Annotated in this window: 9 protein-coding genes; 6 read left to right on the forward strand and 3 right to left on the reverse strand. The window is 74.9% G+C overall.

All coding sequences use genetic code 11. The features are described from left to right. Positions 1–41 precede the first annotated feature (41 nt). The 4 genes from ACIQKA_RS14770 to ACIQKA_RS14785 all read left to right on the forward strand — a co-directional run bounded on the left by ACIQKA_RS14770 (position 42) and on the right by ACIQKA_RS14785 (position 5737). Positions 42–2120 (forward strand): phosphocholine-specific phospholipase C, encoded by a 2079-nt coding sequence (locus tag ACIQKA_RS14770; protein ID WP_402541132.1) that lies wholly within the window; start codon positions 42–44, stop codon positions 2118–2120. A 199-nt stretch (positions 2121–2319) separates the two neighbouring features. Then, positions 2320–4557, forward strand: coding sequence for an MMPL family transporter (locus tag ACIQKA_RS14775; protein ID WP_402541134.1), 2238 nt, complete (start codon positions 2320–2322; stop codon positions 4555–4557). Then, a complete protein-coding gene (locus tag ACIQKA_RS14780) occupies positions 4535–5104 on the forward strand; it encodes a GNAT family N-acetyltransferase (protein ID WP_383153485.1) in 570 nt (189 codons plus the stop codon). Before ACIQKA_RS14775 ends, ACIQKA_RS14780 begins: the two co-directional genes overlap by 23 nt. A 54-nt stretch (positions 5105–5158) precedes the next feature. Continuing rightward, positions 5159–5737, forward strand: a complete 579-nt coding sequence (locus tag ACIQKA_RS14785) for a hypothetical protein (RefSeq protein WP_383434582.1) — start codon at positions 5159–5161, stop codon at positions 5735–5737. A 414-nt stretch (positions 5738–6151) separates the two neighbouring features. Here the strand turns inward: ACIQKA_RS14785 and ACIQKA_RS14790 are convergent, their stop codons facing one another. The 3 genes from ACIQKA_RS14790 to ACIQKA_RS14800 form a co-directional block, all read right to left on the reverse strand. Further along, positions 6152–6292 carry a DUF6191 domain-containing protein gene (locus ACIQKA_RS14790; protein WP_391096765.1) on the reverse strand — a complete coding sequence of 47 codons (141 nt, stop codon included), beginning with the start codon at positions 6290–6292 and terminating at the stop codon, positions 6152–6154. 13 nt (positions 6293–6305) lie between these two features. After that, positions 6306–7436, reverse strand: a complete 1131-nt coding sequence (locus ACIQKA_RS14795) for a PQQ-dependent sugar dehydrogenase (RefSeq protein ID WP_383153478.1) — start codon at positions 7434–7436, stop codon at positions 6306–6308. 141 nt (positions 7437–7577) lie between these two features. Continuing rightward, positions 7578–8579, reverse strand: coding sequence for an aldo/keto reductase (locus tag ACIQKA_RS14800; RefSeq protein WP_383153476.1), 1002 nt, complete (start codon positions 8577–8579; stop codon positions 7578–7580). A 75-nt stretch (positions 8580–8654) separates the two neighbouring features. Between ACIQKA_RS14800 and ACIQKA_RS14805 the strand changes: the two genes are divergently transcribed. Both ACIQKA_RS14805 and ACIQKA_RS14810 read left to right on the forward strand, forming a co-directional pair. Beyond that, positions 8655–9620 carry a 2-hydroxyacid dehydrogenase gene (locus tag ACIQKA_RS14805; protein WP_383153474.1) on the forward strand — a complete coding sequence of 322 codons (966 nt, stop codon included), beginning with the start codon at positions 8655–8657 and terminating at the stop codon, positions 9618–9620. A gap of 535 nt (positions 9621–10155) precedes the next feature. Continuing rightward, on the forward strand, positions 10156–12993 hold the full coding sequence (locus ACIQKA_RS14810) for a putative bifunctional diguanylate cyclase/phosphodiesterase (protein WP_402541138.1): 2838 nt from the start codon (positions 10156–10158) through the stop codon (positions 12991–12993). Positions 12994–13013: the final 20 nt, after the last annotated feature.

Here is a 13013-nt window from a genome sequence, read left to right on the forward strand (position 1 = left end):
AACCATTGGCCGTCGACTGGAGGTCGGTCTTGTCGTCCGAGATGTCCCGCAGAAGGCTCCTCGCACTGGGCGGAGGCGCCCTCGGCGCCGCCGCGGCCGGATCGCTGCTGCCGCCGTCCCTGCAGGCCGCGATGGCCGCGGAGCCCCACTCCGGGGGTCTTTCGGCGGTCCGGCACGTGGTGGTCCTGATGCAGGAGAACCGTTCCTTCGACCATTACTTCGGCACCCTCCGCGGCGTCCGCGGATTCGGCGACCGCAATGCCATCGAACTGCCCTCCGGCCGCCCGGTCTTCGAGCAGCCCGCCGGCGCCGGCAGGACCGTCCTCCCCTTCCCGATCCGGGACGCCGCCGAGGCGCAGAAGAAGGACCTCCAGTACATCGGCGACCTCGACCACTCCTGGGGCGGCGGCGCCAAGGCCTGGCACGGCGGCTGGATGGACGGCTGGGTCCCGGCCAAGACCGCCGCCACCATGGCGTACTACGACCGCCGCGACATCCCCCTGCACTACGAGCTGGCCGACACCTTCACCGTCTGCGACGCCTACCACTCGTCGATCCACACCTCGACGAGCCCCAACCGCAACCACCTCTGGTCCGGCTGGACCGGTCACGAGGCCGACGGCAGCCGGGCCGTCACCAACGCCGCGTACGCCGAGGCCACCCACCCCGGCTACGGCTGGTCCACCTACGCCGAGCGGCTCGAAGCCGCCGGGCGGAGCTGGAAGACGTACACCGAGTGGGAGAACTTCACCGACAACAACATCGAGTTCTTCACCACCTTCAAGAAGATCGCCCGCAAGGCGCTCGCCCGCACCGGCGGCCACACCTTCATGGAGTCCTTCTACGCCGCCGTGCGCGGCACGAAGGACCCCGCCGAGCGGGCCCGGCTCCTCGGCCTCCTGGAAGAGGGCGTCGCGGGGCTCACCGGGGCCGAGCGCTCCCTCTTCGAGCGCGGGCTCCGCCGCGTCGAGAGCGGCACCCTCGCCGACGCCTTCCGCGCCGACGTCGCCGCCGGGACCCTCCCCGAGGTCTCCTACCTGGTGCCCTCCGCGATCGACTCCGAGCACCCCGGCTCCTCCTCCCCGATCGCCTCCGCCACCCTCCTCTACCAGGTGCTCGACGCCCTCGGCTCCCATCCCGACGTCTGGCGCCGCACCGTCGTCCTGATCAACTACGACGAGAACGACGGCTTCTTCGACCACGTCCCGCCGCCCGTCCCGCCCGCCGACGCCACGGACGAGCGCTGGCAGGGGCAGCCCACCGGCCTCGGCATCCGCGTCCCGCTGCTCGTCGTCTCCCCCTGGTCGGTCGGCGGCTACGTCTGCTCCGAGACCTTCGACCACACCTCCGTCATCCGCTTCCTGGAGAAGCTCACCGGCGTCCGCGAGCCCAACATCACCCCCTGGCGCCGGACCGTCACCGGCGACCTCACCTCCGCCTTCGACTTCCACCGGGGCCGCCGGCAGCCCGAGGTCGAGCGCCCCGGCCCGGTCCCGCCGTTCACCGGCCGCTGGCGCCCCCAGCCCCCGGCCGTGCAGCGGATGCCCGTCCAGGAGCCCGGCGCCCGCCCGGCCCGCCCCCTGCCGTACCAGCCGGACGCCGCCGCCACCGTCCGCGCCGGTGCCGTCACGGTCGCGCTGAGCAACCGGGGGAGGGCGAGCGCGCACTTCGCCCTCTACCCGTACGCGGGCGAGTTCGCCGTCCCGCAGCACAAGGACGTCAGGGGTACGGGGGAGTGGACCGTCCCCGTCCCGGGCGACCGCTACCGCTTCACGATCACCGGCCCCAACGGCTTCCGGCGCGAGTTCGAGGGCCCCGCGGCGGGCGGCGCCGAGCTGGCCACCCGGATCGACCACCACGACCGCGACCTGCACCTCACCGTGCGGAACACCGGCCGCGCCCCCGTCTCCTTCACCGTCCGGCCGCTGGGCTACGTGGACGAGGACGACCTCGGGGACTGGACCCGGACCGTCACCGTGAAGCCGGGGAGGACCCGTACCGTCGTCCACTCGGCCGCCGACGCGCACGGCTGGTACGACGTCGAGGTGACCGCCCCCGGAGGCTTCCGCCGCCGGCTCATGGGCCACATCGAGAACGGGCGCGCCAGCGTCTCCGGCTGAGCGCGCGCGATGCGCCGGGCGCGGGGGCCGGAGCCTTCGCGCCCGGCCCCCGCGCCCCGGTGAACGACACCGCTGTGACCATCGACACGAAAGGGGCAAACGATCACGTTTGGCTGCGAGAGTGGGCGCACATAGGTCATGCGTTCTTTATCGGGCCGTTCCCGGGAAAGATCCACGAACCACCCAGGGAGCACGTCCTTTGGCAGCCATCGCCCGGTGGTGCGTCCGGCACCGCCTCGTCGCCGTCCTCCTCTGGCTCCTCGCCCTCGGCGGGGCCGGCACCGGGGCGATCCTCGCGGGGAACGCGTACTCCAACGACTACGAGGTCCCCGGCACCGAGTCCGGCCGCGCCACCGCCCTCCTCGAACGGGGCTTCCACGGCCTCGGCGGCGACGGCGACACCATCGTCTGGCACACCGAACGCGGCAGCGTCCGCGCCGACGCCGTCCGGGAGCGGATGACCGGCGTGCTCCGCGAGGTCGCCGAGCTGCCCGGCGTCGCCGCCGTGACCTCCCCCTACGGGGACGCGACGGGCCGGATCAGCGAGGACGGGCGCACCGCCTACGCCACCGTCACCTTCGCCGAGCAGGCCGACGACGTCCCCGAGGGCCAGGCGAAGGCCCTCGTCGACACCGCCAAGGGCGCCGAGACCGACGGACTCCAGGTCGAGCTGGGCGGCACCGTCGTCGCCCTCACCGAGGCCCCCGGCGGGCACGTCGCTGAGGTCGTCGGCGTCGCCGTCGCGGCCGTCGTCCTCTTCCTCGCCTTCGGCTCGCTCGCCGCCTCCGCGCTCCCCATCGCCACCGCACTCGTCGGCGTCGGCATCGCGTACTCCGGGATCGTGCTGCTCGGCCACCTGATGACCGTCGCCGACTTCGCCCCCATGCTCGGGATGCTGGTGGGCCTGGGCGTCGGCATCGACTACGCGCTCTTCATCGTCACCCGGCACCGCAGGGGCCTCAAACGCGGCCTGTCCGTCGCCGAGGCCGCCGAGACGGCCGTCGCCACCACCGGCCGCGCCGTCGTCTTCGCCGGGGCCACCGTCTGCATCGCCCTGCTCGGCATGCTGATCCTGCGGCTGAGCTTCCTCAACGGCGTCGCCGTCGCCGCCTCCCTCACCGTCGTCCTCACGGTCGCCGCCTCCGTCACCCTCCTCCCGGCGCTGCTCTCCCTGATCGGCACGCGCGCCCTGTCCCGGCGCGAGCGCCGCACGCTCGCCGAGCACGGGCCGCAGCCGGAGCTGCCCACCGGCTTCGCCGCCCGCTGGTCCGCCTTCGTCGAGCGCCACCCCAAGCTCCTCGGGGCCGTCGCCGCCGTCGTCATGACGGTCCTGGCGCTGCCCACCCTCTCGCTCCACCTCGGCACCTCCGACCAGGGCAACAACCCGGCCACCGCGACCACCCGGAAGGCCTACGACCTGCTGGCCGAGGGCTTCGGGCCCGGCGTCAACGGCCCCCTCACCCTCGTCGCCGGACTCGACGGCGCCGACGACCGGGTCGCCCTCGACCGGCTGCCGGCCGCGCTCTCCGCGACCAAGGGCGTCGCGGCCGTCTCCCCGGTCACGTACAACGGCTCCGGCGACACCGCCGTCCTCACCGTCGTCCCCGACTCCTCGCCGCAGTCGAAGGCGACCAGCGAACTGGTCGACCGGCTGCGCCAGGACGTGCTGCCGAGGGCCGAGTCGGGCACCTCCCTGGACGTGAACGTGGGCGGCGTCACCGCCTCCTACGACGACTTCGCCGAGATCATCGTCGGCAAGCTGCCGCTCTTCGTCGGCGTCGTCGTCGCCCTCGGCTGTCTGCTGCTCCTGCTCGCCTTCCGCTCGATCGGCATCCCGCTCAAGGCCGCCGCCATGAACGTCATGGCCGTCGCCGGGGCCTTCGGCGTCGTCGTGACGGTCTTCCAGTGGGGCTGGGGCAGCGAACTCCTCGGCCTCGGCAGCGCCGGACCGATCGAGCCCTTCCTCCCCGTGATCATGGTCTCCGTCCTCTTCGGACTCTCCATGGACTACCAGGTCTTCCTGGTCAGCCGGATGTACGAGGAGTGGCTGGAGACCGGCGACAACCGGCGGGCGGTCCGGGTCGGCCTCGCCGAGACCAGCCGGGTGATCAACTCCGCCGCCGTCATCATGATCTCCGTCTTCCTGGCGTTCGTGCTCTCCGGCGACCGGGTCGTCGCGATGTTCGGCATCGCGCTCGCGGCGGCCGTCGCCCTCGACGCCTTCGTCCTGCGCACCCTCCTGGTCCCCGCCCTCATGCACCTGCTCGGCGGCGCGAACTGGTGGCTGCCGAAGGGTCTCGACCGCCTGCTGCCCCGGATCAGCATCGAACCCCCGGAGTGCCGGGCCGCCGCCGACGCGCGTGCGAGGATCCCCGCACAGCGCGTCACGGTCCCGACCACGGAGGAGAACGAGGATGTTCGCGATATCGCTGGGTGACGACGGCGCCGAGCTGCGGCCCCTGGAGCCCTGGCGGGCCGAGGAGTTCCTGGCCCACATGGACCGGGGACGGGAGTACGTCGGACGGCACATCGGGCTGCCGGACGTCGTCACGGACCTGGACTCCGCCCGCTCCTTCCTCCGCTCCTACGCCGAGAAGGCCGCGAACGACGCCGGCCGGATCCTCGGCATCTGGACCGGGGGCACCCTCGTCGGCGGCGTCATGCTCCGGACCATGGACGTGACGCGCGGCACCGCCGAGGCGGGCTGCTGGCTGGAGCCGTCCGCCGCCGGGAAGGGCCTGGTCACCCGGGCCTGCCGGATCCTCGTCGACTGGGCGGTCGAGGAGCGCGGCATCCACCGCGTCGAGTGGTACGCCTCCACGAAGAACGGGGCCAGCCTCGCCGTCGCCCGCCGCCTCGGGATGACGAAGGAGGGCGTCCTGCGCGAGAACTACCCGCACCGGGGCACGCGCACGGACACCGAGCTGTGGTCGGTCCTGGCGCCGGAGTGGCGCGCGGCGAAGAAGGAGCGGACGGGGGAGTAGCCCGGGTCCGGCCCGTTAAGACCGCTCTCATGCGGGGCCCCTAGCGTGCGCCGCATGGACATCAAGACGACCGGGAAGACCGGGCAGGACGAGAAGGACGGCGGGGCGGCGGAGGCGGCCGCCGCCGAGGACGCGGGGACCCTCGCGGGGACGGGAGCCGGCGAGGACTCCGGAGCCGGTGCGGAGCCGCTCGGCGAGCGCGTGGGCGAGGACCTCGACGAGGATCCCGAGCTCGACGGGGAGGCCCCCGCCGCGGACACCGGCGTCGGTGCCGGCGCCGCCGGCGTCGTCTCCCTCGCCCTCGCCGCCGTCGGACTCACCGGCACCTGGGCCGGCCGGGTCGTCGCCGAGCGCGAGACGCTCATCGGGCAGATCAAGACCTCCGGCTCCGGCACCCCCACCCAGCAGATCAGCGAGATCTACGGCGACGCCTGGCACAGCACCGCCCTGGTGAACGGCGTCTTCGCCCTCATCGCCCTGATCGTCGCCGTCACCGTGCTGGCCCTTCCCCGGCGCCCCGCCTGGGTCCGCGCGGTCGCCGTCGCCGGAGCCGTCCTGGGCGGCCTCGGCCTCCTCCTGTCGGTCGGCACCTACTTCGACCTGTTCCTCACCCTCCCGACCGCCGGCTCCTGAGCCCGCCCGGACCCCTTCGAGGAGCGCCCGAGGCCCCGGGTCCCGCACGCGCGGCACTCGTCCGACGCGGCCGGGGCCCGGGGAGACGACGGGGGAGGCGTCGCGAGAAGCGGCGCCGGCACCCGGCCCTCCCGCGCCCCCGGGCAACGTCCCCGGCCCCGGCGCAGCCCGGGGACGACGCCTTCGGCCCGCCCCCCCCGCGAGCGCGGCCGGCCGCACCGGCCGCCGGCCCGCCGAGGAGCCGTTCGCCTCACCCGACCCGGCCGGCGTCCACGCCTCCCCCGTCCCCGCCGAGCTCGGCGTCGCCGGCCGCGGCGGGGCCGCCGCCCCCGCCCACCGCCTCCACCCGGCCGCCGCGCCCCGCCGGCCCGCCGCCGGGATCCCCCTCCGCCTGCGCGCGGGGGACCCGTGTCGTCACCCGCCCCGACCGCAGGTCCATCGGCGGGCGCCCGGGATCCGCGTCCCCCGGTCCTCCCGGGTCGGAGCGAGGCGCTGCCGCTCCTCCTCGGTGTGCCGGCGCCCCGGCGCGAAGAGCTCCGCCATCGGATCGAACACGGCCCCGTCCTCCTCACTCCGCCCGCAGGCGGAGGATCCTGTCGTCGCCGGGCCCGGGCGTCCCCCGGGTGTCGGTCTCGCTCGTCACCAGCCAGAGCCGGTCGCCGCCCGTCGCGAGCACGGTCCGCAGCCGCCCGTACTCGCCTTCGAGGAACGCCTCGGGCTCTCCGGAGCGTTCCGCGCCGGAGAGCGGGATCCGCCACAGCCGCTCGCCCCGGAGCCCGGCCATCCAGATCGCTCCCCGCGCGTACGCGATCCCGCTCGGGGAGGCCTCCGAGGTCGGCCACTGGGCCACCGGGTCCGTGAACCCCTCCTTCCCCGCCCGCCCCTCGGCCTCCGGCCAGCCGTAGTTCCGCCCGGCCCCGACCAGGTTCAGCTCGTCCCAGGTGTTCTGCCCGAACTCGGCCGCCCACAGGCGCCCGTCCGCGTCCCAGGCGAGCCCCTGCACGTTCCGGTGGCCGTACGAGTAGACCGGCGAGCCCGGGAAGGGATTGCCCGGCGCCGGCTTCCCCCCGGGTGTCATCCGCAGGATCTTCCCGCCCAGCGACCCCCGGTCCTGCGCCAGACCGGTGTCACCGGTCTCGCCGGTCCCCGCGTACAGCATCCCGTCGGGGCCGAACGCGATCCGCCCGCCGTTGTGCGTGAACCCCTTGGGGATGCCGGTCAGGACCGGCTCCGGCGGTCCGAGCCGGTCGCCGGCCCCGCCCCCGTACCGCATGCGCACGATCCGGTTGTCCGAGGACGCCGTCAGGTACGCGTACACCCAGCCGTCCCGGACCGCGAGGCCGAGCAGGCCGCCCTCGCCGGCCGGCACGACCCCCGGCACCTCGCCGAGCGGCGTCTCGGCTCCGGTCCGCCCGTCGATCCTGGTGACCGTCCGCTCGTCCCGCGAGGAGACGAGCAGGTCGCCGCCGGGCAGCTCCGCGAGCCCCCAGGGCGACTCCAGGCCCTCGGCCAGCGTCCCCTCCACCGCCACCCGGCCGGCCGCCGGGGGCGCGGCGGCGGTCCCGGAGGCCGATGCCGAAGGAGGCGTACGGGGGCGCTCCCCGGCGCTCCCCGAGGACGCGCCGCCCGGCGAGCAGCCCACCGCCAGGACCAGCGCGGCGACGCCCCCCAGGGCCTTCACGACGGCAGGACGTTTCATGGCGCGCTCCCCTTCGGAGGGTCCGGCGGGCTCGACGGGGCGAACGGCATCCCCACCCCTGAGAACACCTCCCGGCCCGGAGGGGTTCCCGACGGGATCCCCGACGGGATCCTTCCCGGGGGAGGGCCGGTCCCGGGCCGCTCAGTCCCAGGACCCCCGGGGCGCCGGGAGCGACGCGATCTCCGCCAGGTCCTCCGGCGTCAGCCGCAGCGAGGCCGCCGCCGCGTTCTCCACCGCCCACCGCTCCCGCTTCGCCCCCGGCACCGGCACCACGTGCCGGCCCCGGCCGAGCACCCACGCCAGGGCCACCTGCGCCGGGGTGACGTCCGCCCCGTGCCGCGCGGCCACCCGCCGCAGGCCCGCCACGAGCGGCTGGTTCGCCGCCATCATCTCCGCCGTGAACCGGGGGTGCCGGGCCCGCGGGTCGTCCGGCTCGAAACCGCCGCCCGGGGTCAGCGTCCCGGTCAGGAACCCGCTGCCCAGCGGCATCGCCGCCAGGAAGCCGACGCCCCGGGCCGCGCACCAGGGCAGCAGTCGCGCCAGCGCCTCCTGCGACCACACCGACAGCTCGGCCTCCACCGCCGCCACCGGGAACACCTGCTGGATCCGTTCGAGCTGCCGGATCGTTCCCTCGTAACCGTCCCGGCCGGTGCCCCGGCGCCCGGTCCGGGCGCCGACGGCGCAGAGCCCGAGCGCCCGCACCTTGCCCGCCGACACCAGCTCGGCCATCGCGCCCCAGGTCTCCTCGACCGGCACCTCGGGGTCCGCCCGGTGCAGCTGGTACAGGTCGATGACGTCGGTCTGGAGCCGCCGCAGCGAGGCGTCGCAGGCCCGACGCACGTACCCCGGGCGCCCGTTGGCCACCACGTGCTGGTCGCCGACGAGCAGCCCGCACTTCGTCGAGACGAACGCCTCCGCCCGACGCTCCTTCAACACCCGTCCCACCAGCAGCTCGTTGGTGAACGGGCCGTACATGTCGGCGGTGTCGAGCAGGCTCGCCCCGGCGTCGAGGGCCGCGTGCACGGTCCGCAGCGAGCGGTCCCCGCGTTGTTGCGAACGGCTGTACGCCCAGCTCATCGGCATGCACCCCAGGCCGATCGCACCCACGTCGAGCGCCGTCGCCCCGATAGTCCTGCGCTCCACCTGCCGGTACCCCTCCCTGTGCCGCCCCCCAAAGTAACCAATGGGGCGCGGGGTTCTTCGCATAGCCTCCCGGACATGAGATGCGAAGACACGACCGCTGACGTGTGGCTTCCGATTCCCGCGGACGAGATCGAAGATCTTCCCGAGCCGGGCGAGTCGGGCCTGAACTACCTTTTCTGGGACGGCGGGCCGGAGTTCCCGGCCGATCCCGCGCGCTGCGCCTTCTACGTCGTCCCGTACATGAAGGGCTCCGAGATCGCCGTCCGGCCGCTCGCCGGGATGACCTCGGTCCGGGTCGTGCAGACCCTGTCCGCGGGCATCGACCACGTCACCCCCGGCATCGGCTCGCTGCGCCCGGGCGTCGCCCTGTGCAACGCCAAGGGCGTGCACGAGGCCAGCACCGCCGAGCTCACGCTCGCCCTGATCCTGGCCTCGCTGCGCGGGATCCCCGGGTTCGTGCGCGGCCAGGACGCCGAGGAGTGGCGGGCCGGCTTCTACCCGGCGCTCGCCGACAAGTCCGTCCTGATCGTCGGGTACGGCTCGATCGGCGCCGCGATCGAGGACCGGCTCGCGCCCTTCGAGTGCGCGCGGGTGGCGCGCGTCGCACGCTCCGCACGCACCACAGGGCGCGGCCCGGTCCACGCCCTGGCCGACCTGCCGGCCCTCCTGCCGGAGGCCGACGTCGTCGTCCTCTCCACCCCGCTCACGCCCGCCACCAGGCGACTCGCCGACGCCGGGTTCCTCGCGCGGATGAAGGACGGGGCGCTCCTGGTGAACGTCGCCCGGGGCCCCGTCGTCGACACGAACGCGCTGCTCAAGGAGGTCGAGAGCGGCAGGATCACGGCGGCGCTCGACGTCACGGATCCGGAACCGCTGCCGGCCGGACACCCGTTGTGGCACGCTCCCGGTGTCCTGATCAGCCCCCACGTGGGCGGTTCCACCTCGGCCTTCATGCCGAGGGCCAAGCGGCTGATCGCGGGACAGCTGCGGCGGTTCGCGGCGGGCGAGGACCCGGTCAACGTCCTCCTCACCACCGGCTGAGCCCCGTCCGGACGCGGCGCCCGGAGCCCGTCGCCGGACGCCGCCGGGCTGCCCCGGACGGCGCGCGCCGGGCGCACGCCGGACACAACTCCCCTGGTCGTCACGGAGAGTACTGCGACCCTGTCCCTGAGTGACCAACCTGGTGTATCGTCCCGGAGCGGGGGACTGCGTCGAGTACGGGCTGACGCCGGGGAGCGAAGTGACGGGACATCAGATTCCGAGGGGGGCGACGGGTGGAGCACGGCCTGAGGACCGACGATCCGACGCGACGGCGCCCCCGTCCGCCGGCCTTCCGCGCCTCGCCGCCGGCCTCGTGTGCTCGGTGCCGGGCCAGGCCGCGCCGCACCGGTCGCCCGGCCCCCCGGGGCCGGCGGACACCGGCGGGCGCGCGGTGGCCGGGGGCGTCGCGCCCCCGGGCCGCGGCGCCGCCCCCGGCCGCCGCGACTGCGACGGGCACGCCCCCGGGGGTGCCGACGAGCCGCCCGCCCGGCCGCACGACGCGGCCGCGTGCGGGAGCCCGGCGCCGGAGGGCCCGGTGAGCGCGCCCGGCGCCGTCCTCGTGCGCCGCCCCGCCGGCGACGGGGACCCGGGGCCCCCGCCCCTCGGACGACCCGGCGCCGGGGCGGTCCTCGCCCAGATCGCCCTGGGGCTCCTCTGCGCGGGCTACACGACCGGCGCCTCCCTCGGCTGGGGCTCCCCGGAACTGGCGCTCTTCATGGGTGACTTCGGGCTGAGCGCCGCCGCCCTCACCGCCGCGGTCTCCTGCTACCTCTACGCCCGGGCCCACCGCGGCAGCGCCCGCCCCGCCTGGCTGCTCTTCGCCTTCTCCTCGTTCATGGCCGCCGCGGGGAACGCGGTGTGGGGCTGGTACGAGGTCGTCCTGCGCACCGAGGTGCCGGACTTCTCCGTCGCCAACCTCTTCTTCCTGCTCTTCGCGCCGCCGGCCATCGTCGGCCTCCTGGTCCTGGCGAAGAAGCCCGCCAACCGGGCCGGCTGGGTCTGCCTGGCGCTCGACACCTGGCTCATCGGCGGCTCCCTGCTCACCCTCTCCTGGAGCCTGGCCCTCGCCCGCACCGCCCACTTCGGGGGCGAGTCCGTCGCCCGCGCCGCGCTCTCCCTCGCGTACCCCCTGCTCGACATCGTCCTCGTCAGCATGGTGCTCGTCCTGCACTTCCGGCGCTCGCAGGCCAACCGCTCCGCGACCAACACCGCGATCGCCGCCCTCGCGCTCACCGTCCTGTGCGACGCCCTGTTCACCTCGCCGCTGCTCCGCGAGAACTACGCCTCCGGGCAGCTCCTCGACGCCGGCTGGTTCGCGGGCTCCCTGCTGCTGGCCTACGCGCCCTGGGGGGTGCGCCGGCTCCCGGACGGCGCGGCCGCCGCGCGCGGCCAGGGGCTCCACAGCCGCCCGGTCGCCGGCTCGCTCGCCGCCCTCACCCCGTACCTCGCCGCCGCCGTCTGCACCCTCGGCATCCTCTACAACGTGGTCGAGGGGCGCCGGGTCGACCGCGTCGTCGTCCTCACCGGCTGCGCGGTGGTGCTCGCCCTCGTCGTGCGGCAGGGCATCATGCTCCTCGACAACATCGCCCTCACCCACGAGCTGGCCCACAAGGAGAACCACTTCCGGTCGCTCGTGCAGGGCTCCAGCGACGTCATCATGATCGCCGCGCCCAACGGCAGGCTGCACTACGTCAGCCCGGCCGCCTCCGGGGTGTACGGGCGGGACGCCGACGAGCTGATCGGCACCGAGCTCGCCGCCCTCATCCACCCCGACGACCTCGGCGCCGTCGTCCACGAGGTGCGGCGGTTCCTGGCCGCCTCGCCCGCCGACGAGCCGACCACCCGGATCGAGTGCCGCTTCCGCTCGGGCCGCGGCGGCGACTGGCTGAACGTCGAGTCGACCGTCAACCGGCACCAGGGCGGCCTGATCTTCAACAGCCGGGACGTCACCGAGCGCGTCCGCCTCCAGGCCCAGCTCCAGCACAACGCCGAGCACGACCCGCTCACCGACCTGCCCAACCGGGCCCTCTTCACCCGGCGGGTCCGGCAGGCCCTCGGCGGCCGCCGCTCCTCCGACCCCGGCACCGCCGTGCTCTTCATCGACCTCGACGGCTTCAAGGGGGTCAACGACCGCCTCGGCCACCAGGCCGGCGACGAGCTCCTCGTCCAGGCCGCCCGCCGCCTCCACGACTCCGTACGGTCCGGGGACACCGCCGCCCGGCTCGGCGGCGACGAGTTCGCCGCCCTCATCCTCGGCGACGGCGGCAGCGACCGGACGGCCCGCAGGAACCAGGTCCAGGAGATCGCCGACCGGCTCCGGCTCACGCTCTCCCGGCCGTACCGCCTGGACGGCGGCCAGGAGGTGCGGGTCGCCGCCTCCATCGGCGTCGCCTTCGCCGAGCCCGGCATCGACGCCGGCGACCTGCTGCGCAACGCCGACCTCGCCATGTACCGCGCCAAGGCCGCCGGCAAGGACCGCGTCGAGCTCTACGCCCCCCAGATGCAGGCCGAGGTCGTCCGGCGGACGGAGCTGGCCGCCCGGCTGCGCACCGCCCTCCACGACGGCGAGTTCGCCCTGCTCCACCAGCCGGTCGTCGACCTCGCCACCGGCCGGATCGCCGCCGTCAGCGCCCAGGCCCGCTGGCGCTCCGCCCAGGGGATCCTCTTCACCCCCGCCGAGTACCTCCGCGTCACCGACGACGGCGACCGGACCGCCGAGCTCGGGCGCTGGCTCCTCGAAGAGGCCGTGGAGCAGGCCGCCGAACGGGCGGGAATCGGCCATCGCACGCCGGTCTCCATCCGCCTCTCCGCCCGGCGCCTCCTGGACCGCTCGCTGCCGCTCGGCTCCGTCGAGTCCCTGCTCACCCGGCACGGGCTGCCGTCCGGCTCGCTGATCGTCGAGCTCGCCGACAGCGACCCCCGGATCCCGCTCGACGAGCTGGAGCAGCGGCTGGCCGTGCTGCGCAGGCTCGGGGTGCGGATCGCGCTCGACGGCTTCGGCAGCGGACACGTGGCGGTCAACGCCCTGCGCCGGCTCCCCGTCGACATGCTGAAGCTGGACCGGGGGCTCGTCGAGGGCGTGGTCGAGTCCGCCCGGCTCCGCAAGATCACCCGGGGCGTGCTCCGCATCGCCGGCGAGCTCGGCATGCGGACGGTCGCCGACGGCGTGGACGTGCCGGAGCAGGTCGTCGCCCTGCGCGCCATGGGCTGCACCCACGCCCAGGGCATGGCCTTCTCGGGCCCGCTCGACGAGTACCGGCTGCGCAGGGCCCTGGTCAGGGACGAGTACCCGCTGCCCGGAGCGGTCTCGGTGCGTGTCGGAAACCACCCCCAGATCCGCTCACATAGTGAGACGCCCGTCCCACCCACTTGACAGTGAAGAGGGCCGAGGGA

Origin of the sequence: Streptomyces sp. NPDC092045 (assembly GCF_044756005.1) — a bacterium.
In the GTDB taxonomy this organism is placed as follows: domain Bacteria; phylum Actinomycetota; class Actinomycetes; order Streptomycetales; family Streptomycetaceae; genus Streptomyces.

Excerpts from the sequence above, each read along its gene's own strand:
- ACIQKA_RS14770 (WP_402541132.1), top strand. The coding sequence starts at position 42 with ATGTCCCGCAGAAGGCTCCTCGCACTGGGCGGAGGCGCCCTCGGCGCC.
- ACIQKA_RS14805 (WP_383153474.1), top strand. The coding sequence starts at position 8,655 with ATGAGATGCGAAGACACGACCGCTGACGTGTGGCTTCCGATTCCCGCG.
- ACIQKA_RS14780 (WP_383153485.1), top strand. The coding sequence starts at position 4,535 with ATGTTCGCGATATCGCTGGGTGACGACGGCGCCGAGCTGCGGCCCCTG.
- ACIQKA_RS14795 (WP_383153478.1), bottom strand. The coding sequence starts at position 7,436 with ATGAAACGTCCTGCCGTCGTGAAGGCCCTGGGGGGCGTCGCCGCGCTG.
- ACIQKA_RS14785 (WP_383434582.1), top strand. The coding sequence starts at position 5,159 with ATGGACATCAAGACGACCGGGAAGACCGGGCAGGACGAGAAGGACGGC.